Genomic DNA, 23,521 nt, shown 5'->3' with positions numbered 1-23,521 from the left:
TCAACGTACTCCGGGCCGCTGCTCCGCAGAAGGGGCGAGCGGTCAGGCGGTGGGCACCTCCCAGGTGTGCACCGGGGAGTTGCTGTGCATCAGATCGCAGTACCGGCGCAGCATTTCGGCCAGCGCCTGCGGCCGCGCCATGCCCCGCTCCTGCAGCGCCTGCACCGTCGCAACCTGCCACGTCGAGCCGTTGCGACCAGCCTTGGCGCGGCCCTCGATCACCCCCAGGTAGCGGTCCCGCACCTCGGCGGCCACCCCCCACCGGCGCAGCCCCTCCTCGGCCATCGGCAGCAACGTGCGCAGTACCAGCTCGTCGGGGGTGATTTCGCCCAGCCCCGGCCAGTACAGCCGGGCATCCATGCCGTGCCGGGCGGCCTCCAGGAAGTTGTCATGTGCGGCGGTGAAGCTCATCTTCGTCCACAGCGGGCGGTCTTCTTCGGACAGGATGCGCAGCGCGCCGTAATAGAAGGCCGAGTTGGCCATCATGTCGACGACGGTCGGCCCGGCGGGCAGCACCCGGTTCTCCACCCGCAGGTGCGGGCGTCCGTTCACGACGTCGTAGACCGGGCGGTTCCAGCGATACACCGTGCCGTTGTGCAGCCGCAGCTCGGATAGGTGCGGGGTACGCCCGGCGGCGAGCTCGGCCACCGGGTCCTCCTCGGACAGCTCCGGCAGCAACGAGGGGAAGTAGCGGACGTTCTCCTCGAACAGATCGAAGATCGAGGTGATCCAGCGCTCCCCGAACCACACCCGGGGACGCACGCCCTGGGCCTTGAGCTCGTCGGGACGGGTGTCGGTGGCCTGGGCGAACAGCTCGATGCGGGTTTCGGCCCACAGTTGGTGGCCGAAGAAGAAGGGCGAGTTGGCCCCCAGGGCAAGCTGTGGACCGGCCAGCACCTGCGCGGCGTTCCAGTTGTTGGCGAAATCAGCCGGAGACACCTGAAGGTGCAATTGCATACTGGTGCAGGCTGATTCGGGTGCGATGGACTCCGCGTGCAGGCTTAGTCGTTCGGGCCCGGCGATGTCGATGAGGATGTCTTCGCCGCGAGCGGTGAAGATCGAGTCGTTGAGTGCTTGGTAGCGCATCGACGGGCTCATCCAGCTGCCGGTCAGGTGCTGCGGCATCAGGGTCGGCAGGATGCCGATCATGACGATGTGGGCGCCGTCGGTTTCGGCCTTGGTTTCGGCGGCGTTGAGGCTGGCACGGACATCGGCCTCCAGTTCCAGCGCGGCGCGGCCCGGCAGCGGGCGTGGCGGAACGTTGAATTCGATGTTGTAGGAGCCTAATTCGGTTTGATAGGCCGGATCGGCGATGGAGGCCAGCACTTCCTGGTTGGACATTGCCGGCTGATAATCGCTGTTGACCAGGTTGCACTCGATCTCCATGCCGGTCAGCGGGCGGTCGAACTCGAAGCTCGATTGGGTGAGCATGGTTTCGAATACGTCGAGGCACAGCTGCACCTTGCGGCGGTATGCCTGACGTTGCGCCCGGTTGTAGCTGGCGTGCCTGACCTCTTCGCCCATCTGCTCGATGCAACCGTTTCGGTGGCGGTCGCGCAAGCAAATCGCCGATCCCGCGCGGCGGTCTCACCTGGTAGCGACGACATTAACAACGCGGGAAATCATCTGCCGCACCCGAGAAGCCGGCCCCGATCTTCGCTAGATTTCGGTAAAACTGCTGGTCGGTGGCATTCGGCGATACCAGAAGCTGGTGTTGGCTGCCCAGGCCCAAGTCGATTCACGAACGGGATGGTGCACCACCGAGATGGCTCGCAACAACACGAACTGGACCCGCTCATCCTCGACCGGCACCGGTCGATCCGGTGCCGCCGAGTCCGCGCTATGGTTGGGCGTCGGCGCGCTCACCCTCGGCCTGGGTGCGGCGGTCGTCAGCGGAACCGCTGTTGCACAAGCAGATACCGGACATGCCGGCTCTCGGAGTGCGGACGGTGCGAGCACGGGCAACGCTGTCGCCGGGCCCAAGCGCAGCGCCGGTGCCGCGCTAGCTTCGTCGAGTGCGGCAGGGGCTTCGCGGGTGAGCTCGTCGAGGACCGCCGCGTCACCGGCCGCCGCTGGCCGCGGCACCGCCGTCACGAGTGGCCTGGTGAGGTCACGCGTTGTCGACGTGCCGCGGGTTGCCGAACCCACAGTGAACGAGACGCCCGCGCCGGCGGCGACCAGCGTCTCCGCTGTATCGCCGGTTGTCGGCGCCGCGGCATCGCCGGCGGGTGCGACTGCCGTGGTCCCGGGTAACCCCCTGCAGGCTCTCGCCACAGCGTTGCTGTCCGGAATGCACTGGGGCGTCTCGGTGCGCCCCGGGCAGACACTGCCGCTGCTCACCGGGCTGGAGTCGGCATGCCGCCGCTTCGTCGCCGTGCTCTTCAACCGGGCGCCCACCGCGACTCCGGTGCAAATCGGGCCGAACGCCAGCGGGCAGCTGATCGGCACGGTCGGTGCCGTCGACCTCAACGACGACCCGCTGCGCTACCGCGTCACCGACGGTCCCGATTTCGGCACCGTCGTCGTATCGGCCAGTGGAACCTACACCTACACACCTGGTGTCGGGCTTGCTTCTGTTGGCGGCACAGACACATTCACCGTGCAGGTCAGAGACGCCGGCTGGCACCTGTTCGGTGCGCCCGGCGTGTTGTCGGTGCCGGTGACGGTGATCGTGGGTGCGTCGACCGCGAATGCGATCGGCCTGGGTGGTGAACCCTTCGAGGTGGCGTTGGGTCGCGACGGCCGCACCGCCTACGTCACCGATATCGCCAACGATCGCGTCTCGGTGATCGACACCGCCACCGGGACCGGGCTCGCCTCGATTCCGGTGGGTCGCTCCCCGTTCGGTATCGCGATCGCGCCCAACGGGATGGCCTATGTGGTCAACTCGGGGGACAACACGGTCACGGTGTTCAGCACGGCCGACAATCACGTCGTCGGAACGCCGATCCGCGTGGGCAATTCGCCCACCAGTGTCGCGCTCAACGCCGCTGGCTCGTTGGCGTACGTGACCAACACCAACGACGACACGCTGTCGATCATCAATACGGCGACCGCGACAGTGGTGGGCACGGTAGCGACCGGCGACAACCCGTACGGAGTGACCGTCCTCGGCTCCCGTGTGTATGTGACCAATGAAGGGGACAACACTGTTTCAGTGTTCGACACCGCAGGCAACCGTGTCGTGACCACCGTTGGGGTGGGCGAGAGCCCGACCGGGATCGCGGCCGCCGGCACCACGGTCGTTGTCACCAACAGCGGCACGTCGACCATCACTGGGGCGGTCTCGGGCAGCGTGTCGGTGATCGATACCGCCACCGACACGGTGGTGGGCTCGGCGATACCGGTGGGCGGCACACCGACCGACGTCGCCATCAGTGCCGACGGCCAGTTCGCCTATGTCACCGACGTGAGTTCGGGAACCGTGTCGACCGTCGACCTCACCCGCGGCGCGCTGGTGGGTGACCCGCTGCGGGGTCCCGCCGGCCCCGCCGGTATCGCCCTGGACGCGACTGGGCGGCTCTGGGTCGCCGGCGCCTACGACGGCAGCCTCACCCCGGTAGGCGAGGCCGAGGCCGCCTCGGTTGACGGCGCGGCCGGGATCCACGCCTCGGCGACTGCCGGCGCAAGCAACAAGTGGACCAAGGGCTTCACGATTTACAACTTCACCAAGAACGCTCTGACGCTCAAGGAGTATCTCGGGGACGATCGTCCCGATCCGTCGGGCTATCCCCTTGAGGGGACTGTCGTCCCGCCCGGTGGGTCCCTGCACTTCGAGGTGCTCGCCCCGGTCTTCGCCAGCGAGGATGTCGGGGTGGTTCTCACCGCGGCCGATGGGACCGCATGGCGGGTGATGATGCGGACCCGTGCATTCGGCCAGTACGCCGTCGGGGGAACGAAAGCCAATGCGGCAGGGAGCTTCGATTACATCGGCGCCTGGAGCGACACCGACTGGGACGGCAGCGACCTCCGACTTCTCGACCCCAAGGGCACGAAGGTCACCATCAACGGCGCCGATTCACAAGCGTCGAAGCTGCTCAGCGAGGCGTGCACCAACGGTTCGGTGGTCTGCGGTTTCCAGGCGACGAGCACGCCGGTTCAAGGGTGGACGGCCTGGGCGGCACCCGCGGTGCCGGGCTCGAGTAACACGCTGATCAACAACACCAACGTGGCCCAGAAGAAGACCATCAAATGGTCGGTGAGCGAATCGGTCAAAACCAGCATCGAGACCAGCATCAAATTCAGCTACACGGTCATCGAGAAGGTATTCAGCGCAGAACTCAATGCCAAGATCGGCCGGGAATGGTCGAAGACGGCGAATTACGAAGAGACCACCGAGATCAACGCGCCGGCCAACTCTCAGGTGGCTCTGCTCACCAGATCGCCGGTGTGGACGGTGACCGGCGACGCCACGATTAAATACGGCAACACCACGTTCACCGTCACCGGTATTCAGATTCAGGTTCCTGACGGCAGTCGCGCTGTCCAAACCGCTGTGAATCAGACCCCGTTGTCGGGTTTGTCGAGCACCTGAGGATCCGTTGGTGACGGAGTTCGCCGCCGCGCGACCAGCACCTGCCGGTCGAAGGGGTTGGTGCTGACCTCGACGTCGAGGTCAGCGTGCGCACCCAGGGCCCGCAGCGCCGACGGGCTGTAGGAGCGCAGCGAGCTGATCAACCCGTCGTGGGCAAAGGGCCACCACACCAGCGGTGCCAGCACCGCCAGCTTGGCGATGTGCAGCAGCGACGGCATCCGGGGCAGATCGATGACCAGCAGCTCGCGGGCCACCCGGGTGCCCTCGGCAAGGACCTGTGCGGCCTGGGTCGGCGGCAGATGGTGAAACGACAGCGCGAAGACCGCGAGGTCGAACGAGCCGTCGGCCGCGTCGATGGCGGCCGCGTCGATGGTGCGCACCGTCACGCGCGGATGTCGCCCCAGGTCGGAGGCCGCGATGGCCGCGACCGACTCCGGGTTGACGTCGGAGACGGTGACCTGTGCGGTGGGGTGTTGCTCGAGCACCATGCGCGACAGCGCGCCATGGCCGGCGCCGAGCTCCAGGATCCTCGGGTCGGGGACCTCGGCGACCTCACGCAGCACCAGTTCAGCATTGCGGTCGTGCTCCTTGAACAGGGTGCCGATCCGCTCCAGCGCCGCCACGATTCCGCGCTTGACGTCGTCGTCGACGTCGTCGCGGTCGAGGTATTCCGGGCAGTCGGTCTGCAGCAGCCGATCCAGCCAGGAGGCGCGGGGGCCGCCCCTCGGCATGTCGGCGATGTCGGTGATGTGCACTGCCATGTAGGCCATCATGGACGACAGGCGCGCTGCACCGGCAGCACCGCACCTCAGAGGAGCACCGTTGGCTGACTTCGTCGCATCGATTGACCAGGGCACCACCAGCACCCGTTGCATGATCTTCGACCACAAGGGCACCGAGGTCGGCCGCCACCAGCTCGAACACGAGCAGATCCTGCCGCAATCCGGCTGGGTCGAGCACAACCCGGTGGAGATCTGGGAACGCACGCACACGGTCGTGATGTCGGCGCTGAACACGACGAAGCTGCAGGCCAGCGATCTCGCCGCGCTGGGCGTCACCAACCAGCGGGAGACCACCCTGGTGTGGAACCGCAAGACCGGCAGGCCGTACTACAACGCGATCGTCTGGCAGGACACCCGCACCGACCGCATCGCCGCCGCACTGGAGCGCGACGGCCGCGGCGATATCATCCGACGCAAGGCCGGGCTGCCGCCGGCCACCTATTTCTCCGGCGGCAAGCTGCAGTGGATCCTGGAGAACGTCGACGGGGTGCGCGCCGACGCCGAGCGTGGCGACGCGTTGTTCGGCACACCCGACAGCTGGGTGATGTGGAACCTCACCGGCGGAACCCAGGGCGGGGTGCACGTCACCGACGTCACCAACGCCAGCCGCACCATGCTGATGAACCTGGAAACCCTGGACTGGGACGATGAGCTGTTGGCGCTCTTCGGAATTCCACGGGCGATGCTGCCCCAGATCCGTCCGTCGTCCTCGCCGGAACCCTACGGCATCACCCACCCGGACGGTCCCGCCGGCGGGGAGATACCCCTGACCGCAAGCCTCGGCGACCAGCAGGCGGCGATGGTGGGCCAAGTGTGCCTGGCTCCAGGTGAGGCCAAGAACACCTACGGCACCGGCAATTTCCTGCTGCTCAATACCGGTGAGAAGATCGTGCGCAGCGACAACGGGCTGCTCACCACCGTGTGCTACCAGTTCGGAGACGCCAAACCCGTTTATGCCCTTGAAGGTTCGATTGCGGTGACCGGCTCGGCCGTACAGTGGCTGCGCGACCAGCTGGGCATCATCAGCGGCGCGTCGCAGAGCGAGACGCTGGCCGCGCAGGTCGCCGACAACGGCGGCGTCTACTTCGTCCCGGCGTTCTCCGGGCTGTTCGCTCCGTACTGGCGCTCGGATGCGCGCGGGGCGATCGTGGGGCTGTCCCGCTACAACTCCAATGCGCACGTGGCCCGGGCGACGCTGGAGGCCATCTGCTATCAGAGCCGCGACGTCGTGGACGCGATGGAGGCCGATTCCGGTGTGCACCTTGAGGTTCTGAAGGTCGACGGCGGCGTCACCCAGAACGAGCTGTGCATGCAGATTCAGGCTGATGTGCTGGGCGTCGATGTGGTGCGCCCGGTGGTCGCCGAGACGACCGCCCTGGGTGCGGCCTACGCGGCCGGGCTGGCGGTCGGATTCTGGGCCGATCCCGATGACTTGCGCGCCAATTGGCAGGAGGACCGCCGGTGGACGCCGGTGTGGAGTGAGGAGCAGCGCGAGGCCGGATACGCCGGCTGGCGCAAAGCCGTGCAGCGCACCCTGGACTGGGTCGAGGTCTAGCGACTCAAAGCGGCGTCGAACGTATCCAGCGGGCAGAGGTCGGCGGCACAGCCGGCCGGATGCAGCGGTACCAAGGTGGGTTCTCCCGTGCGCAATTCCCGGATCTGGTCCAGGGTTTGCGCGCGGTAGGACGCGCGGACGAACCGGTTGCCGAGCCCGTCCTCGACCAGGTCGAACACCAGCGCGCCACCGGGGGAGGGTTCGTCGTCGGCGAAGCCGGGGACCGACCAGTGCACGTCGAGCAGCCCGGCGAGGTTGGCGATCTCGGTGTCATGTCCGACCAGCACGGTCACAGGCGGACCATCGGCCAACCCGTCGCGGATCGCGTCGGCGAGTTTCCCGGCGTTGGCCAGCGCCAACGGCCGTGGCCGCGCGATGATCGAAAGTTCCAGCGCATGAAGCGATCCCACCGTGCGGATGTCGTCGGCGTCGACCCGTCCCCATCCCACGTCGGGCAGCGGCTTGCCCTCGGCGTACTCCAACTCGAGCACTTCGGAGATGACCGAGCCATGGGCGAGTGCCCCGGTGAGTTTGGGGCGGTGGGTGCCGGAGGGATCGATCTCGGTGCCGCTCGGCATTGCGCTCAGGCCGCAGTCGGTGCTCCGGTCGCCGCAGACGATGCGGGTGATCTCGTCGAGTGCCTGCTGGTGCTGCTGTGCCAAAGCCGTTGCGCCGCCGGGCCCGATCGCGGATTCGACGGCTTGGCTCGCGGCTGCGGCGGTGATGGCCGAGTTCCGGTATTCGGCGAAGAGGGGATCTGCCACGCCTTGCGGTTGATGCTGGTTGCCGATCCCGCAGCCGGGCGCCAGGGCCGACGCGTAGGTGTCACCCGTTGCGATGGTGCGCTCCTGGGAGTCGGAGATGATCTGCACCGTGCCGGGCTGCGGACACGCGTTCGGGGGCAGAAGGCCATCGGTGGCGAAGCGGCGCGCATCGGCGGGCGCGACCAGGCGGATGGCTGCCGCCCCGTGCTCGGTGAGCCAACCCGGTGGGGTGGTCCACGCGGGCCAGGGGTCCGGCGCGATCGACACCGCAACCGGCGGTTCCTGATTCGGCGGGCGCACGCCGTGACGCATCAGCATCACCGTCCGCACCACATGCCAAGAGTCGGCGTGGCCGGCCGGCGCTAGGCCGGCCGTGACAACGCCGACGGTGAGAATCAGTGCGATCGTCCGCAGCACAGTTGCATCGAAGCAGACTTGGGCGCGCTGGCGTGCGCGGGGCGCTCGCCAGCGCGCCCAAGTCGGTGGGTCTACTCCGATTCGCCGAGGATCTGGTAGATCTCGCGGCGCGCGTTGTTGACGATGTCGACGATGCGCTGCTGCTGTTCGGCACTGGCGGTGTGGGTGGACTGGGCGACCGCTCCCATGAGCTGGCCGACCGCCGCCCGCAGGGTGAACTGGCCCGGCTCGATGCCTTCGGTGATCTCCTCCCACGGCGGGGTGGCGACCTTCTCGGCGGCCGTGCGGCCCTCGTCGGTCAGCTCGAAGAGCTTCTTGCTGCCCTCGGTTTCGGTACCGACGATCAGACCTTCGTCGACAAGCAGCTGCAGCGTGGGGTAGACGGAGCCGGGGCTGGGCTTCCACACATCCTGGCTGCGCTCGGCGATCTCCTGGATCATCTCGTAGCCGTGCATCGGCCGCTCGGCCAGCAACACGAGGATCGCGGCGCGGACGTCACCGCGCCGGCTGCGACCGCGACCGTGGCCGCGACGGCCGCCGCGGCCACCACCGGGCCCGAAGCCGAAGCCGGGACCGAAGCCCGGGCCGAAGCCGAATCCGGGGCCGAAGCCGCCGCGCGGCCCGAATCCGGGCGGCCCGTCATGACCGTCGGCGTGGTCGCGGACCTGCTCACGGAGCTGATCGCGGAAGTGTCGACGGGCGTGGCGGCGGGCCGGTCCGACGTGGCCGAAGCCGAATCCGGGGCCGAAGCCGCCGAAACCGGGGCCGCCCATGCCGGGGCCGCCGAAGGGGGGAAAGGGGGTGTCCATGAACGTTCTCATTTCTCGACGGGAAACGCCGAGTGCGCTTCCGATACGTTAACGATATATCGGAAACTATCGCGATGCAACGATCAGTGGGATCTCTTGTCGATCTCCCCGATCAGCCAGCGCGCCCAGTCGGCTTCCATCGCCTCGGCACGCAGGCCGTATTCCAGGGCCGCGCGCCCGTAGAAGCCGGTGTCGCTGTCGCCCCAGTCCATCGAGTCGCGCAGTTGCTCGTAGCGGCGCAGTTCGGTCTCGGCGTGTTCGGCCACCGCTGTCATGTAGGCACGGGCCTGTTCGGGCGGTATCTCGCCGAGCAGGAACACCCGCAGCAGTTCGGCGCTGCGATAGGGCGGGTCATCCCGCGGATTGGTCATCCAACGCAGCAGGTCCGCGCGGCCGGCGGCGGTGACTCGGTAGGCCTTGCGTCCGCGGGGTCCGACGTCGGTGACCTCGATCAGGCCCGCGGCGGCGAGCTTGTTGAGCTCGCCGTAGAGCTGGCTCTGGGTCGCCGGCCAGACGTTGGCCATCGAGGATTCGAACCTCTTGAGCAGGTCATACCCGCTGCCTGGCTGCTGTGCCAACAGCCCCAGTGCCGCGTACCGAAGACTCACTCGATCATCGTAGAGGCCGACATGTCAGAACTGGAACGTCACGCCGGCGGGGCGGGCATCGCCGGCGAGGCGGGTGCACCGGCATTCCAGATACTTCACCATTGACATGTCATAACTGGACTGTCAGAGTGGTCGATATGACCGACATCACCACTGATCCCGCTAACCTGCCGACCACCGGCCAGTTCTTCCAGCGCGGCAACTACGCACCGGTGCCGGACGAACTGACCGAATACGACCTGCCAGTCGAGGGCGCGATCCCGCCGGAACTTGACGGCTGGTACCTGCGAAACGGCCCGAACCCGCGCCAGCCCACCGGGCACTGGTTCACCGGCGACGGCATGATCCACGGCGTGCGCATCGAGGGCGGCGCTGCCAGGTGGTACCGCAATCGCTGGGTCCACACCGACAGCTTCGACGACCCGTTCCCGCTCTACAACGCCGACGGCACCCGCAACCTGCGGGCCGCGGTGGCCAACACCCACGTTGTCAACCATGCGGGTAAGACGCTGGCCCTAGTCGAATCGTCGCTGCCCTACGAGATCACCAACGATCTCGAGACCGTCGGCTGCTACGACTTCGACGGCAAGCTCGTCGACTCGATGACCGCCCACCCCAAGATCTGCCCGACCACCGGCGAACTGCACTTCTTCGGCTACGGCAGCATCTTCGCCCCGCACGTCACCTATCACCGTGCCGACGCCAACGGCGAGCTCACCATCAACCGTCCGCTCGAGGTCAAGGCGCTGACGATGATGCACGACTTCGCGCTGACCGCCGGGCACGTCATCTTCATGGACCTGCCGATCGTGTTCAACCTCGACATCGCGGTCACCGGCAACGGCGACATGCCCTACCGGTGGGACGACAGCTACGGTGCCCGGCTCGGCGTGCTTCGCCGCGACGATCCGTTCGGTGAGGTCCGCTGGTTCGAGATCGACCCCTGCTACGTCTTCCATGTCGCCAACGCCCACGACGGCGCTGACGGGAAATCGATTGTGCTGCAGGCTGTTCGATATCCCGAACTGTGGCGCGACAACGGCGGCTTCGACGCCAGCGCGGTGCTGTGGAGCTGGACCATCGACCTGCAGAACGGCACCGTCAGTGAACGCCAGCTCGACGACCGCGCCGTGGAATTCCCGCGCATCGACGACCGGCTGGCCGGACTGCCGGCCCGCTACGCCGTCTCGGTTGGCGACGCCGGCCTGGTGCGCCACGACCTGAGCACCGGCAGCGCCGTCGAACACCGCTTCGGCACGCCCAACGCCCCGGGCGGCCCCGGCGAAGCGGTATTCGTCGCATCGCCGTCGGGACCGGTCGACGAGAGCAACGGCTGGTATCTGGCATACGTCTACGACCCCGCCCGTGACGGCAGCGATCTGGTGATCCTGGATGCCGCCGACTTCGCCGGTGACCCGGTTGCCCGGATCCGGCTACCGCGCCGGGTTCCCTACGGTTTCCACGGCAACTGGGTGCAGGCCTGACCGGCAGCGCACTCCCGGCCAGCGGTACGCGCCCGCCCGCCCCGCGCGGCGGCTTGCGACGATGTGAGGCCATGGGTGACTTCAGCACGCTGCCCGGAACCGCGATCGTCGTCGGCGGAACCGGCGGGATCGGGTCGCAGATCGTTGCGACCCTGGCCGACCGGGGATCGCCGGTGGCGTTCACCTACCTGCGCAACGACAGCAAGGCCGCCGAGCTGGCTGGCGATCACGTCACCGCCCATCGGCTCGACCTCGGCGACGCCGCGGCGGTGCAGCGCGTCGTCGACTCGGTCGCCGAGGCGGCGGGGGCGGTGCACACCGTGGTCTACGCCGCCGGTCCGCACGTGCCGATGCGCCACCTCAGTGTCATCGAACCGGATCAGTTCGGTAGGCAGCTCACCACCGACACCGTCGGCTTCTTCACCGTCCTGGCCGCGGTACTGCCGCACCTGCGCAACTCGCGCGGCAGCGTGGTGGCGGTAACAACCGCGGCGACAAGACGATTCGCCGTTCGGGACGGTTTGTCGGTAGCCCCGAAGGCGGCCGTGGAGGCGTTGATCCGCGGCATCGCGGCCGAGGAGGGCAGATTCGGGGTGCGGGCCAACTGCGTGGGCCCCGGGATGCTCGTCGACGGCAACGCCCAGCGACTGATCGCCGACGGTGACCTCGATGAGCGAGCCCTGGACGCGGCCCGGCGCAATACACCGCTGCGCCGGTTCGGCTGCGCCGCCGATGTCGCTGAGGCCGTGTGCTTTCTGGCCTCGCCGCGGGCCGGTTTCATCACCGGCCAGAAGCTGGATGTGGACGGGGGTTACGGTGTCTGAGTCGCCCGACCGGCTGGCCGACGTCCAGGCGATCCGCGAGGTGGTGGCGCTGTACTGCCGGGGTGTCGACCGGTTCGACTTCGACCTGGTTCGGCGCGCCTACCACCCGGATGGCGTCGATCACCACACCGGTTTCGACGGGACGGTCGAGGATTTCCTGGCCTGGCTGCGCACCAATCTCGAGTACCTCGCCGGAACGATGCACTTCATCGGCAACCATCAGGTGGACTTCGTCGCCGACGACACCGCGATCAGCGAAACCTACTGCATGGCAACGCATTGGGGTCGGCCAGATCAGGACGCCCGGTTCAACTTCACCAGCGGCGCACGCTACGTCGACCTCATGGAGCGCCGCGACGGCCGATGGGCCATCACCGAGCGATGGGCGGTGCGGGAATGGACCCGGCCCGACGTGTTCGTTGCCGCGGAGCGCCCCGGCCCGCGCGGCCGCCGTGACGCCGACGACCCGCTCGCCCTGCTGCGAGCGCGTTACCCATCGAGTTGAGCCCGCCGGCGGCTGCGGGGCGAGTACCCTCAGCACACCATGGCGGTCAATTGGCTCGACGAACCGGAAGCCCACGACTATGACGCCGCGGCCGAATACCTGAGCCTGCTCGCCGACCCGGCCGCCGTCACGGCGACAGTGGCGGCCCTCGGATCGGCGAAGCCGGTGTACCGCAAGGCGAAAGACATTCTGCGGGCGGCGCGGCTGAGCTTGCTGGCCGCCGACAATCCGCACGTGCGGGCGGACCTGGACAAGATCGGCCACGGCAAGAAACTGTCGCCGATCCTGCTGGTGCGCGGCAGTGCTTCGGATGCCCTGCAGATCGCCGACGGCTACCACCGGGTCTGCGCCAGCTACCTGACCGACGAGAACACCCCGATCCCGTGCCGGCTGGCGTCGTGGGCGGGCGGGCATTGAGCGGTTTCGGCTTCAGCACCCTGGCTCTCGTCGCGGTCGTCGGCATGGCCGGGCCGCTGCTGGCGGCCGTACCGGTACTGCGTATCCCCGCCGTCATCGGGGAACTCGCGGTCGGAGTGCTGATCGGCCGCACCGGATTCGGTCTCGTCGACCCCGGCGACCGCACCTTCAGCCTGCTGGCCGACATCGGGTTCGCGTTGGTGATGTTCGTGGTGGGCACCCATGTCCCGATCCGCGACGCCACGCTGCGTTCCTCGATCCCCGCCGCCGCGGTGCGGGCAGTGCTCGTCGGGGTGATGGCGACCGGGTTGGGGATAGCCCTGGCCGAGGCCTTCCACACCGGACACGCCGCGGTGTACGCGGTGCTGATGGCGTCCTCGTCGGCGGCGCTGGCCCTGCCGGTCATCCAGTCGCTGGGCCTGGCGGGTTCGGCGGTGCAGGGCGTGACCGCACAGATCGCGATTGCCGATGCGACCTCGATCATCCTGCTGCCCTTGGTGATCGACCCCGGACACGCGCTCACCGCGGCGATCGGCGTCGTCGTCATCGGGGCATGTTCGGTGGTGATGTTCGTCGTCCTGCAGAACTTCGACCGCCATGGCTTGCGCAGGCGGCTGCACCACTACTCCGAGGACAACTCACTGGCCCTGGAGCTGCGGATCAGCCTGATCGCGCTGTTCGCGCTCGCCACGCTGGCCGTGGCCACCCACGTATCGATCATGCTGGCCGGCTTCGCCCTGGGGCTGGCGGTCAAGGCCGCGGGGGAACCGCGCCGGCTGGCGCGCCAACTGTTCGGGGTCACCGAAGGGCTGTTCAGCCCGCTGTTCTTCGTGTGGCTGGGCGCCTCGTTGCAGGTGCGCGAACTCGGCGCACACCCGGCCTACATCGCGCTGGGCGTCGGGCTGGGGCTGGGCGCGGTGCTCGCCCACTGCGCCGGCCGGCTGACCGGACAACCGTTGGCGCTGGGCGCGTTGGCCGCCGCGCAGCTAGGGGTGCCGGTGGCGGCGGCCACGCTGGGCACCCAGAACCATCTGCTCGCCCCCGGCGAGCCGGCCGCCCTCATGCTCGGCGCGCTGTTGACGATCGCGGTGACCTCGGTCGCCAGCGTGGTGGCGGCGCGGCGCCGGCGGGTGCAGCCGCCACAGCCCGGCACGTGAGGCAGGTGTGTCGAAGGCCCGGTACGGGTAGCCGACAGCCATGACCGCATCGAAGGGCACCGAGACCCACCCGGACAGGGCATCCCGGACTCGGCTATGGGTCAACTGGCTGCTGGCACTGTCCACCATCCTCGGTGCGGCCGCCGTGCAACTTTTTGCCATGGGCGCGGTGATGAGCACCGCCGCCTGCAGCACACCCGGCTGTCCGAAACCCAGCGGATTCCTCTACGGACTGCTCACCTACGGAGCGCCCGTGGTCGCGGTGGTGGCGATCGTGCTGTCGTTCTTCACCGCACGGCATCGGCGCGGGTTCATTGTGCCGGTCATCGCCTGGGCCCTGATCGCCATCGACATCGCCGTCCTGGCCGCGACGTTCTCATGAGTCAGCTCGGCGGCACGAATCCGCCGCCGGAGTGGGGAGCCGATGTGGCCGGCGCCGGCGGCGGCGCGGCCGGATAAGACGGCGGCGGCGAGTAGTACGGCGGGGTGGCGACCGAAGGCCGCAGCCGGGCCAGCTCGCGGCGGTGCCGCTCGGCGAGCACCGCGGCCAGGACGTACTGCGGCGGGACGCCGGGCGGCGGCGGAGGGGAGATCCGGGCGGCCACCTCGGCGGCGATCCGATAGGCCATCTCGTCACGCACGGACGGGGTCAACTGTGGTGCCCGGGAGAGGAATTGGCGTGCCAGCTCGGCCTGGTCGGGGGTCAGCGCGGACAGCTCCAGCGACGATGCCCACCACGCGAGCGCCGGCGGCATCACCGGCGGGGGTGGAAGTTTGGGGCCGCGTTCGCTGATCACCACGGTGCCGGCGAAGACGTCACCGATGCGTTTTCCCTTGCGGGAGACCAGGCTGCAGATCACCGCGGGTCCGCCCATGAACATCCAGATCTCCACGAACCCGGCGAGCGCGCGAAACAACGCCTGCCGGAAGCGTTCCGGGCCGCCGTCGTCGGAGACCACCCGCAACCCCATCACCATCTTGCCCAGTGACCGGCCGCGGGTGGCGGTCTCGAACACGACCGGATAGCCCACCAACACCAGCACCGTGAAGATGATCAGCACGGCCGCGCTGAGCGCCTCGTCGAACTGGGTGATGGTGGTGGCCCACAGCAGCGTGCCCGCCAGATAGCCGATCACGATGACGCAGAGGTCGATCAGCGCGCCGACAGCGCGCACCGGGAGCTGGGCGATCTGTACGTCGAGGACGACCGCGTCCCCGGTCACCACGGTCTCGGGCACCGGCACCATGGGGACCAACGGTACCTGTGCGGCGACTACTGTCGGGCGGGTGGACGTCGACGCCTTCGTCCTGGCCCACCAGGACACCTGGAACCGGCTCGAGCAGCTGGTCAAGAAGCGTCGCCGGCTCTCCGGCGCCGAAGTGGACGAACTCGTCGAGCTCTACCAGCGGGTGTCCACCCACCTGTCGATGGTGCGTTCGGCGTCGTCGGACTCGGTGCTCGTCGGCCGGCTGTCCAGCCTGGTCGCCCGTGCCCGCGCCGCTGTCACCGGTGCGCACGCGCCGATGTGGCACGAGTTCGCCCGGTTCTGGACGGTGTCATTCCCGGTGGTGGCCTACCGTGCGTGGCGATGGTGGCTGGCCACGGCGGTGGTGTTCTTCGCGGTGGCCGTGCTGATCGGTGTCTGGGTGGCCGGCAGCCACGAGGTGCAGTCGGCGCTGAGCACCCCCGACGAGATCGAGCATCTGGTCAATCACGACTTCGCCTCCTACTACAGCGACAACCCGGCCGGGTCGTTCGCGTTGCGGGTCTGGGTCAACAACTCGTGGGTGGCCGCCCAGTGCATCGCGTTCTCGATCCTGTTGGGCATCCCGATCCCGTGGATCCTGTTCCAGAACGCGGCCAATCTGGGTGTCATCGGCGGGCTGATGATGGACGCCGGCAAGGCCGACGTCCTATTCGGACTGCTGATCCCGCACGGCCTGCTGGAGATGACGGCGGTGTTCCTGGCCGGGGCGGTCGGGATGCGGCTGGGCTGGACGGTGATCTCGCCGGGCGACCGGCCGCGCGGTCAGGTGCTGGCCGAGCAGGGCCGCGCGGTGGTCGCGGCGGCGGTCGGCCTGGCCGGGGTCCTGCTGGTGTCGGGTCTGATCGAGGCGCTGGTGACACCGTCGCCGCTGCCGACCTTCGTCCGCATCGGCATCGGGGTGGCCGCCGAGGCGGCGTTCCTGGCCTACATCGTCCATTTCGGGCGCAAGGCGAGCCGTGCCGGTGAGACCGGCGACGTGCAGGACGCGCCCGACGTCGTGCCCACCGGCTGACCTCTATTCGCGAGCAGACGCAGAATCGCACGTTCCGGACCGATTTGATGCGATTCTGCGTCTGCTCGCGAAGAGAAATCTACAGCCGGCCGGTGGCTTTCATCCCCAGATAGCGGTCGGCCAGCGCCGGCGCCAGGTCCTCGGGCGCCGCGTCGACCACCTCGACACCGCTGCGCCGCAGCCGGGCGGCGATGCTGCGGCGCTCATTGCGGGCCCGCTCGGCGGCCGCGGCGTCGTAGACCTGCGCGGCGTCGGCACGCCCCGCGGCGAGTTCATCGATACGTGGATCGGCGACGGCCGCCACGATCACCCGATGCTTGGCCGATAGCCGGGGTAGCACCGGCAGCAGCCCCTCGTCGACGGCCGAGGAGTTCAGGTCGGTCAGCAGCACGACCAGGGCCTGGCGGCGCACCCGCCGCTGCACGGCGGCCACCATCGCGGTGGCATCGGATTCGATCAGCGCCGGCTCCAGCGGCGCCATCGCCTCCACCAGATGGGCCAGCAGCTCGGTGCGCGACGCCCCGAACACCGCTGCGCGGGTCGCCCTGTCGTGGGCGAGGAAGTCGACGTGGTCACCGGCGCGTGACGCCAACGCGGCCAGCAGCAGCGCCGCATCCATCGACCAGTCCAGCCGTGGCCAGCCGCCCGGGTCGGCCGCGGTGGGATCCACCCCGACCCGCCCCGCCGAGGTGCGGCCGGTGTCCAGCACGATCACCACCCGCCGGTCCCGCTCCGGGCGCCAGGTGCGCACCACGACATCGGCGCGGCGGGCGGTGGCCCGCCAATCGATCGACCGGACGTCGTCACCGACCACATACTCGCGCAGCGAGTCGAACTCGGTGCCCTGGCCGCGGATGAGCACCGGTAGCAGCCCGTCGATCTCGCGCAGCCGGGCCAGCCGCGACGGCAGGTGCTTGCGCGACAGGAAGGGCGGCAGGATGCGCACCTGCCCGGGGACCGCATGCGACCGCTGCCGACCGGCCAGGCCGAGCGGCCCGATCGAGCGCACCGTGATGATCTCCGAACGCTGGTCGCCGCGGCGCAGTGGCCGCAGTCGGGTTGTGACGGTGATGGTTTCACCGGCTCCTACACCCACGGGGTGGGCGCGGGGTTCGGCGCGCGCGCTCGGCGGCCAGGCATCGCGCAGCATGCCGCGCAATCGGCGCGAGCCCCCGTTGTGGATGCGCAGCACGGCATCTGCGGGTTGGCCCAGCCGGGCGGTGGCCGCACCGTCGTCGCGCGTCAGCGTCAGGGCGCCCGGGCTGCCGGCCAGCGCCACGTCGAGTGTCGCCACCGCCATCAGCGCCAGCAGCACTACCCCGAAAGCCGTTGCTGGCCAAGGGGACAGCGCGATCGGCAGCACGCCCAGCAGGGCGATCAGCCCGATGCGGCCGGTGAGGACCACTAGCGCGGCACCGGCACCGCGGCCAGGATGCCGTCGAGCACCCCGTCGGGGGTGGCTCCCTCGAGCTCGGCCTCCGGGCGCAGCGCGATCCGGTGACGCAGCGTCGGCCGCGCCATCGCCTTCACATCGTCCGGGGTGACGTAGGTCCGGCCGGACAGCCAGGCCCAGGACCGTGCCGTGCCGAGCAGCGCGGTGGCGCCGCGCGGCGAGACCCCGAGCTGAAGCGACGGGGAATTCCTTGTCGCACCGGCGATGTCGACGATGTAGCCGAGCACCTCGTCGGCGATCAGCACCTGCTTGACGGCGCGGCGGCCCGCGGCGAGTTCGGCCGCACCGGCCACCGGGCGGATCGAACTCAGATCGCGCGGGTCGAAACCCTGGGCGTGCCGGGTCAGGATCGCAATCTCCTGATCCCGCGGCGGCAGCGGCACGTTCAGTTTCAACAGGAACCGGTCCAGTTGTGCCTCGGGTAGCTGGTAGGTGCCCTCGTACTCGATCGGGTTCTGGGTGGCCGCGACGATGAACGGGTCGGGCAGCGGCCGCGGTTCGCCGTCGACGCTGACCTGGCGCTCCTCCATGGCCTCTAGCAGCGCGGCCTGCGTCTTCGGTGGGGTGCGGTTGATTTCGTCGGCCAGCATCAGGTTGGTGAACACCGGACCTTCCCGGAACACGAAGGCCGCGGTGCGCGCGTCGTAGACCAGCGATCCGGTGACGTCGCCCGGCATCAGGTCCGGGGTGAACTGCACCCGCTTGAAGTCCAGCGACAGCGCGGCGGCCATCGCCCGGACCAGCAACGTCTTGGCGACGCCAGGAACACCTTCCAGCAGCACGTGTCCGCGGCACAGTAGTGCGATGACCAGTCCACTGACCACCGCGTCCTGACCGACGACGGCCTTGGCGATCTCGCTGCGCACCGCCAGCAGTGCGCTGCGGGCCTGGTCGTGTTCAGCGGCGGCGGCCGGTGGTGGGGCAAAATGTGTCACGACTTCGTGACCTGCCTTTCGATGTCGTCGAGTGCGTTGGCCAGGTGGAGCAGATCGGAATCAGTGGACGGCGGCGGGCCGAACAGCGCGTGGTGCACCGTGTAGTGGTCGCCGGAATAACGCTGGGCGACGGCCGACACCACCGCTTCGGGGGAAGCGTTGGCGCCCAAGCCGAGCCGTGGCGCCAGGCGGTGCAGGGCGGCGGTGCGCAGCGCCCCGGCGGCTTGACCCCGGGCCCGGCGGGACCGGTAGAGCCGGGCCCGACCCTCGACGGTCTCGGAGGCCCGCACCACCACGGGCAGCCTCTCGGCCACCAGCGGACCCAGCCGGCGGCCCCGCCACACCGCCAGCAGAACGACTACCAGGAACAGCTGCAGGACGATCCAGCTGACCGCGTCGGGGATCAGGTCGGTGATCGTCGCGCCGGCCGATCCGTCTCCTTCGGCTTGCTGCGGCGCATACCAGACCAGGCGGGGCCGGTCGCCGGCCAGATTCATCGCCAGCGCGGCGTTGCCCTGTTTGAGCAGGCCGCCATTGGTCATGAAGTCGGAGCTGCCGACCACGGTCACGGTGCGGCCGGCTGCCGAATAACGCACCAGCGAACCGCCGTAACACCGGGTCAGCGCGACGTCGCCCACCTTCTGGTAGGTGTCGCTCGGGCCCAGCTGCACGGTGCCGGCGCGATCAGCCTCGCGCAGATCGCATTCGGGGTCTGCGGCCAGCAGGCCGGCGCCCTCGACGCGGATACCGGGGGCAAGCGCCTCGCGCACCCGGGCCGTTGGCTCGAGCAGAAGGCGGTCGCCTGGCACGCGCTCCAGGCGGCTGAGCAGGTCCTCGCCGCGGGTCCGGTAGGTCTCGGCCGCCAACAACAGGCTGTCCGGTCGGGCGGCGCGCTCCACGTCGGCGACGTTGTCTGCAATGACGACGTCCACCCCCCGGTCCCGCAGCACCGCGACGAGGGCGTGGGCACCGTCGGATCCGGTGGAGTTCGGATCCATCCGTCCGCCCGGACGCGGGGCGGTCAGGACGGCGCTCACGGCCGCCAGCACCGAGATCACGATCAGGCCCAGGGCAATCCAGCGTCCGGTGCGCCAGCGCCCCGCGATGGTGGCGCTCACCGCAACGGGACCCAGGTGTCGGGGACGGCGGCAGCGGCGTCCTCGCCGGCGGTCGGTGCGGTATGGCGGCGCAGGGCGTCGTCGAGGTCGGCGACCATGCGGTAGTTCGGCTCGGTGCCGGGCTGCTCCCCATAGGTGACGTCGTTGAACACCGCCGCGGCCCGCCGCAACGGTGCATCCAGTCCCGGGAACAGCTCGCCGGCGTCGCGCGCCAGTTCACCGGCGGTGCGGCCGGGGACCGGGTTGAGTGACCCGGTCTCCTCCAGGTGGCGGGCCAGCGCCCGAAGGCGGTGCCGGATCGCCGCGGCCCAGTTGGCGGCAGCGGCATAGCTTTCCGCGGTGGCGCGATGCTCCGCGGCGCTGAGCTCATGGGTACCGAACAGCCCGGCCCCGCCGCCGCGGTTGGTCCGCATCGTGCGTCTGGCGATCCGTACCGCCACGACGAAGGCCACCAGCACCAGGATGGCCAGCACGGCGATGGTGAGCCAGCCGCCGGGGATCGACGATCCCTTCAGCATCACGCGGTAGAGCAGCTCATCGAGCCACTCGCTGAGTCGTTCTGTCAGCGACTCTTTGGGATAGATCGGCTTGGCCAGCTCGCGCTGGGCAGCCTCGTGGGCGGCCTCACGGTCGATGTCGATGGTGGGCATGCTGATCCGGCGTCACCGCGGCGCGGTGAGCCACAGACTGTCGGCAGCCACCGTGGCGGCCGGACCGCCGGCGGCACCGGTCTGCAACACCAGGTCGAAGGCCTCGGCACGCATCCGGATATCGGTGTAGAGCAGCACGACCACACCAGCGGTGAACGGCGCGGTGACGATCTGTCCGATCGCGCCGCCGACCGCCGCCAACGCGGTCCCGAGGATGATCGGACCGGAGGACGGGGAGTCCATCAGCAGGACCTGGGCCGCGATGCCGAACGGTACGGCGACCGCTCCGGCCACCACCCCGGCTACCAACGACGCAAGCAACCGGATGCCCAGCACCCGCCAGAAGTGGTTGCGTACCAAGGCGAATGAACGCCTGATCGATTCCGTGAGTGGCTTGCGTTCCAGGACGATGGCCACCGGGGCGAACATCAAGGCGGTGAACAGATACGCCAGCGCTGCGATCAGCGCGAGCACCAGCGGAATGCCGACGATCACGGCGGCGGTGCCGTTGGCGCCCGCCGCGACACCGACGATGATTCCCACGACCACGCCGATGAGCAGCAGCACCGCCAGGACCTCCAGGGCGCTGAACCCGATCAGGGCCAACAGCCGGCCGCGAACCCGCTGCCAGGCTTCGCCGATGGTGATGGTGCTGCCGAACACCGCCCGGCCGACCACCACGGTCAGCATGCCCGACAGCAGGATCCCGGCCAGCGCGGTGGCCACCGAGCCGGCCAGGCTGGACAGCGACGAACCGAGCAGCGCCGCGGTCGAGTAATCCTCGGACCCGCGCAGCACCCCGAGCTTGCCGGTGGCCGCCAGCGGGCCCACCTGCAGGATGAGGGCCAGCACCTGGGTGATCACGACGACGACCGTGGTCAGCCCCAGCGTCGCCTTCGGGTTGGCCCGGATATAGCCGACCGCGCCATTGAAAATGTCGCTGAGCGAGAGCGGCCGCAGCGGGATGACCCCTGGTTTGGCCGCCAGAGGCATCGGCACGCCGTACCCCGGCGGCGGGTAGCCCGGCGGCCCGTAGCCCGGTGGCGGATAGCCGGGTGGGCCGTACCCCGGCGGGCCGTACCCCGGCGGCGGATAGCCCGGCGGCGGATAGCCGGGTGGGCCGTACCCCGGCGGGGGATACCCGGCCGGCGGATAGCCCGGCGGTGGCCCGGAAGGCGGGTACGGGGCCGGTGGGTAGGGCGGTTGACCAGGCCATCCTGGCGGCGGTCCCGGTGGTCCGGCGGGAGGTGCGCTCACCGGACAACGCCCCCGACGTCGTTGCTCATGAGCCCATCCTGTCGAGCGGCCGGGTATTTCTCAACGTCCCCGCGATCTCGGGCGCGTAGCGTTTGCCCCATGGCGGAGCTCAAGGACCGGTTGAGATCGGACCTCACCGAAGCGATGAAGACCCAGGACAAACTGCGTACGGCGACGTTGCGCCTGCTGCTCGCGGCGATCCAGACCGAGGAGGTGTCGGGCAAGCAGGCCCGGGATCTCTCCGACGAGGACGTGCTCAAGGTGCTGGCCAGGGAAGCCAAGAAACGCAGCGAGTCCGCCGAGATCTACACCCAGAACGGGCGCGGTGAACTGGCCGCCGAGGAACACGCCGAAGCGCGGATCATCGACGAGTACCTGCCCACCCCGCTGACCGACGCGGAGGTGGCCGACGTGGCCGACACCGCGATCGCCCAGGTGGCCGAGGAGATCGGGGAGCGGCCGTCGGCCAAGCAGATGGGTTTGGTCATGAAAGCCGCCAATGCGATCGCGGCGGGCAAGGCCGACGGGGCGCGACTGTCGGCGGCGGTCAAAGCCCGGCTCTAGCCGCCGTTTGGCTCACCGAGGCGCGGGTACCCGTGCGGCATGACGCGCTTCGGATACACCCTGATGACCGAGCAGAGTGGGCCCAAAGACCTTGTGCGCTACGCTGTTTCGGCTGAGCATGCCGGCTTCGACTTCGAGGTGTCCAGCGACCACTTCTCGCCCTGGCTGACGTCGCAGGGCCACGCACCCAACGCGTGGACTCTGCTGGGCGCGGTGGCGCATGCCACCGAGCGGGTGGGCCTCTACACCTATGTCACCTGCCCGACGATGCGCTATCACCCCGCCGTCGTCGCCCAGCAGGCCGCGACGTTGCAGGTCCTGGCCGACGGGCGCTTCACCCTCGGCTTGGGCAGCGGCGAGAACCTCAACGAGCATGTCGTCGGCCGCGGCTGGCCCACCGTCCAGCGCCGCCAGGACATGCTCCACGAGGCGATCGTCATCATCCGCCGACTGCTCAGCGGCGACCTCCTCGACCACCGGGGCGAATATTTCGAAGTCGACTCCGCGCGGATCTGGGACGTTCCCGACGAGCCGGTGACCATCGGCGTGGCCATGTCCGGCGGACGCTCCCTGGACGCCTTCGCCACCACAGCCGACCACCTCATCGCGGTCGAACCCGACGGCGCGCTGGTCGACGGTTGGCGCTCCGCTCGCCAAGCCACCGGCCTGCCCGGCGGCGGACGGGTGATCGGGCAGATCCCGGTGTGCTGGGACCCGGACAGGGACGCCGCGATCGAACGCGCCCACGACCAGTTCCGCTGGTTCGGCGGCGGCTGGGACGTCAACGCCGACCTACCCACGCCGGCAGGTTTCGCCGGCGCCACCCAGTTCGTCAGGCCCGACGATGTCGCACAGAGCATTCCGTGCGGCCCCGATCTGGACGCGATCGTCGAAGCGGTGAGCGCCTACTGGAAGGCGGGATTCACCGACATCGCCCTGGTCCAAATCGGTGACGAAGGACAGGACGAGTTCTTGGCGAAAGCGGCCGAGCCGCTGTTGGCCAAGCTGCGTGACGCGGCCGGCTGACCCGACAAGGCGGGGCATCCGCCGGCATTCCTGCCATGGTCGTCCCGCGGTGATACCCGGCACGTCCGGGTTGAAACGGAGGTGGACGGGCAATCCCGTCGCATATGACCGAGCCGACCTCAGACGAGGAAGACCACGCCGACTACACCGATGACCACCAGGAGGAGCGGCGGGTGGATCGCCATCGGTCCGCCGCCGAGGGCAGCGACGAGATCCGCGATATTGCACCGGATGTGGCCGACGTCCCGGACCTCGAGCCACCGGACTGAGGGCTACTCAGCATCGCCGCCCTTCGCGGTCGGTGACCCGGGCAACCCCTTCAGCGGGTTTTAGCGACACCGTAATCGGGCATGTATTTGGCCATGCCGTACCTCCACGGCAT

23 protein-coding genes are annotated in these 23,521 nt (G+C 69.1%); 12 read left to right on the top strand and 11 right to left on the bottom strand.

Annotated features, from left to right (window positions below; translation table 11 throughout):
• Nucleotides 1-42 precede the first annotated feature (42 nt).
• Entirely contained in the window at nucleotides 43-1,524 is a 1,482-nt protein-coding gene (locus tag ADBZ9K_RS21090; RefSeq protein ID WP_526623866.1) for a glutamate-cysteine ligase family protein, read from the bottom strand.
• Nucleotides 1,525-2,104: 580 nt separating this feature from the next.
• Here ADBZ9K_RS21090 and ADBZ9K_RS21085 point away from each other — a divergent pair.
• A complete protein-coding gene (locus ADBZ9K_RS21085) occupies nucleotides 2,105-4,534 on the top strand; it encodes an Ig-like domain-containing protein (RefSeq protein WP_526623864.1) in 2,430 nt (809 codons plus the stop codon).
• On the opposite strand, the gene ADBZ9K_RS21080 is transcribed toward ADBZ9K_RS21085, so the two are convergent.
• Nucleotides 4,501-5,304, bottom strand: a complete 804-nt coding sequence (locus ADBZ9K_RS21080; protein ID WP_526624295.1) for a class I SAM-dependent methyltransferase — start codon at nucleotides 5,302-5,304, stop codon at nucleotides 4,501-4,503. The genes ADBZ9K_RS21085 and ADBZ9K_RS21080 overlap by 34 nt on opposite strands.
• 1 nt (nucleotide 5,305) lies before the next feature.
• On the opposite strand from ADBZ9K_RS21080, the gene glpK reads away from it, so the two are divergent.
• Nucleotides 5,306-6,871: a glycerol kinase GlpK gene (gene glpK, locus ADBZ9K_RS21075; RefSeq protein ID WP_526623862.1), complete on the top strand. Its 1,566-nt coding sequence runs from the start codon at nucleotides 5,306-5,308 to the stop codon at nucleotides 6,869-6,871.
• Here glpK and ADBZ9K_RS21070 read toward each other — a convergent pair.
• The 3 genes from ADBZ9K_RS21070 to ADBZ9K_RS21060 all read right to left on the bottom strand — a co-directional run bounded on the left by ADBZ9K_RS21070 (nucleotide 6,868) and on the right by ADBZ9K_RS21060 (nucleotide 9,469).
• Nucleotides 6,868-8,052, bottom strand: coding sequence for a histidine-type phosphatase (locus tag ADBZ9K_RS21070; protein WP_526623860.1), 1,185 nt, complete (start codon nucleotides 8,050-8,052; stop codon nucleotides 6,868-6,870). The genes glpK and ADBZ9K_RS21070 overlap by 4 nt on opposite strands.
• Nucleotides 8,053-8,123: 71 nt before the next feature.
• Nucleotides 8,124-8,861: a PadR family transcriptional regulator gene (locus tag ADBZ9K_RS21065; RefSeq protein ID WP_526624294.1), complete on the bottom strand. Its 738-nt coding sequence runs from the start codon at nucleotides 8,859-8,861 to the stop codon at nucleotides 8,124-8,126.
• Between the two features lie 83 nt (nucleotides 8,862-8,944).
• A complete protein-coding gene (locus tag ADBZ9K_RS21060) occupies nucleotides 8,945-9,469 on the bottom strand; it encodes a PadR family transcriptional regulator (protein WP_526623859.1) in 525 nt (174 codons plus the stop codon).
• A gap of 137 nt (nucleotides 9,470-9,606) precedes the next feature.
• Here ADBZ9K_RS21060 and ADBZ9K_RS21055 point away from each other — a divergent pair, with 137 nt between their 5' ends.
• From ADBZ9K_RS21055 to ADBZ9K_RS21030, 6 genes are all read left to right on the top strand, one after another.
• A complete protein-coding gene (locus ADBZ9K_RS21055) occupies nucleotides 9,607-10,953 on the top strand; it encodes a carotenoid oxygenase family protein (protein ID WP_526623857.1) in 1,347 nt (448 codons plus the stop codon).
• Nucleotides 10,954-11,024: 71 nt separating this feature from the next.
• Entirely contained in the window at nucleotides 11,025-11,777 is a 753-nt protein-coding gene (locus ADBZ9K_RS21050; RefSeq protein WP_526623855.1) for an SDR family NAD(P)-dependent oxidoreductase, read from the top strand.
• The gene (locus tag ADBZ9K_RS21045; RefSeq protein WP_526623853.1) at nucleotides 11,770-12,282 is read left to right on the top strand and encodes a nuclear transport factor 2 family protein; all 513 of its coding nucleotides are present in this window, start codon (nucleotides 11,770-11,772) and stop codon (nucleotides 12,280-12,282) included. Before ADBZ9K_RS21050 ends, ADBZ9K_RS21045 begins: the two co-directional genes overlap by 8 nt.
• A gap of 39 nt (nucleotides 12,283-12,321) precedes the next feature.
• Nucleotides 12,322-12,699, top strand: coding sequence for a hypothetical protein (locus ADBZ9K_RS21040; protein WP_526623851.1), 378 nt, complete (start codon nucleotides 12,322-12,324; stop codon nucleotides 12,697-12,699).
• The gene (locus ADBZ9K_RS21035) at nucleotides 12,681-13,856 is read left to right on the top strand and encodes a cation:proton antiporter (RefSeq protein ID WP_526624292.1); all 1,176 of its coding nucleotides are present in this window, start codon (nucleotides 12,681-12,683) and stop codon (nucleotides 13,854-13,856) included. Before ADBZ9K_RS21040 ends, ADBZ9K_RS21035 begins: the two co-directional genes overlap by 19 nt.
• Before the next feature lie 40 nt (nucleotides 13,857-13,896).
• Nucleotides 13,897-14,238: a hypothetical protein gene (locus ADBZ9K_RS21030; RefSeq protein WP_526623849.1), complete on the top strand. Its 342-nt coding sequence runs from the start codon at nucleotides 13,897-13,899 to the stop codon at nucleotides 14,236-14,238.
• Nucleotide 14,239: 1 nt separating this feature from the next.
• Here the strand turns inward: ADBZ9K_RS21030 and ADBZ9K_RS21025 are convergent, their stop codons facing one another.
• Nucleotides 14,240-15,103, bottom strand: coding sequence for an RDD family protein (locus ADBZ9K_RS21025; protein WP_526623848.1), 864 nt, complete (start codon nucleotides 15,101-15,103; stop codon nucleotides 14,240-14,242).
• A gap of 40 nt (nucleotides 15,104-15,143) precedes the next feature.
• Here ADBZ9K_RS21025 and ADBZ9K_RS21020 point away from each other — a divergent pair, with 40 nt between their 5' ends.
• Nucleotides 15,144-16,136 (top strand): stage II sporulation protein M, encoded by a 993-nt coding sequence (locus tag ADBZ9K_RS21020; protein ID WP_526623846.1) that lies wholly within the window; start codon nucleotides 15,144-15,146, stop codon nucleotides 16,134-16,136.
• 79 nt (nucleotides 16,137-16,215) lie between these two features.
• On the opposite strand, the gene ADBZ9K_RS21015 is transcribed toward ADBZ9K_RS21020, so the two are convergent.
• The 5 genes from ADBZ9K_RS21015 to ADBZ9K_RS20995 are packed head-to-tail and all read right to left on the bottom strand — an operon-like array spanning nucleotide 16,216 to nucleotide 21,549.
• The gene (locus ADBZ9K_RS21015) at nucleotides 16,216-17,541 is read right to left on the bottom strand and encodes a DUF58 domain-containing protein (protein ID WP_526623844.1); all 1,326 of its coding nucleotides are present in this window, start codon (nucleotides 17,539-17,541) and stop codon (nucleotides 16,216-16,218) included.
• Nucleotides 17,541-18,524: an AAA family ATPase gene (locus ADBZ9K_RS21010; protein ID WP_526623842.1), complete on the bottom strand. Its 984-nt coding sequence runs from the start codon at nucleotides 18,522-18,524 to the stop codon at nucleotides 17,541-17,543. Before ADBZ9K_RS21010 ends, ADBZ9K_RS21015 begins: the two co-directional genes overlap by 1 nt.
• On the bottom strand, nucleotides 18,521-19,642 hold the full coding sequence (locus ADBZ9K_RS21005; RefSeq protein WP_526623841.1) for a DUF4350 domain-containing protein: 1,122 nt from the start codon (nucleotides 19,640-19,642) through the stop codon (nucleotides 18,521-18,523). The genes ADBZ9K_RS21010 and ADBZ9K_RS21005 overlap by 4 nt, the downstream gene beginning before the upstream one ends.
• The gene (locus tag ADBZ9K_RS21000) at nucleotides 19,639-20,292 is read right to left on the bottom strand and encodes a DUF4129 domain-containing protein (RefSeq protein ID WP_526623839.1); all 654 of its coding nucleotides are present in this window, start codon (nucleotides 20,290-20,292) and stop codon (nucleotides 19,639-19,641) included. Before ADBZ9K_RS21000 ends, ADBZ9K_RS21005 begins: the two co-directional genes overlap by 4 nt.
• 12 nt (nucleotides 20,293-20,304) lie before the next feature.
• Nucleotides 20,305-21,549 (bottom strand): DUF7847 domain-containing protein, encoded by a 1,245-nt coding sequence (locus ADBZ9K_RS20995; protein WP_526623837.1) that lies wholly within the window; start codon nucleotides 21,547-21,549, stop codon nucleotides 20,305-20,307.
• A gap of 99 nt (nucleotides 21,550-21,648) precedes the next feature.
• Here ADBZ9K_RS20995 and ADBZ9K_RS20990 point away from each other — a divergent pair, with 99 nt between their 5' ends.
• The 3 genes from ADBZ9K_RS20990 to ADBZ9K_RS20980 all read left to right on the top strand — a co-directional run bounded on the left by ADBZ9K_RS20990 (nucleotide 21,649) and on the right by ADBZ9K_RS20980 (nucleotide 23,408).
• Nucleotides 21,649-22,113, top strand: a complete 465-nt coding sequence (locus ADBZ9K_RS20990; protein WP_526623835.1) for a GatB/YqeY domain-containing protein — start codon at nucleotides 21,649-21,651, stop codon at nucleotides 22,111-22,113.
• 39 nt (nucleotides 22,114-22,152) lie between these two features.
• Nucleotides 22,153-23,139: an LLM class F420-dependent oxidoreductase gene (locus tag ADBZ9K_RS20985; protein WP_526623834.1), complete on the top strand. Its 987-nt coding sequence runs from the start codon at nucleotides 22,153-22,155 to the stop codon at nucleotides 23,137-23,139.
• Between the two features lie 104 nt (nucleotides 23,140-23,243).
• The gene (locus ADBZ9K_RS20980; protein ID WP_526623832.1) at nucleotides 23,244-23,408 is read left to right on the top strand and encodes a hypothetical protein; all 165 of its coding nucleotides are present in this window, start codon (nucleotides 23,244-23,246) and stop codon (nucleotides 23,406-23,408) included.
• The last annotated feature ends 113 nt before the right edge of the window (nucleotides 23,409-23,521 follow it).

The sequence above is a fragment of the Mycobacterium sp. genome (assembly GCF_965229265.1).
Lineage (GTDB): Bacteria > Actinomycetota > Actinomycetes > Mycobacteriales > Mycobacteriaceae > Mycobacterium.
This window is presented reverse-complemented; position numbering and strand designations above follow the sequence as displayed.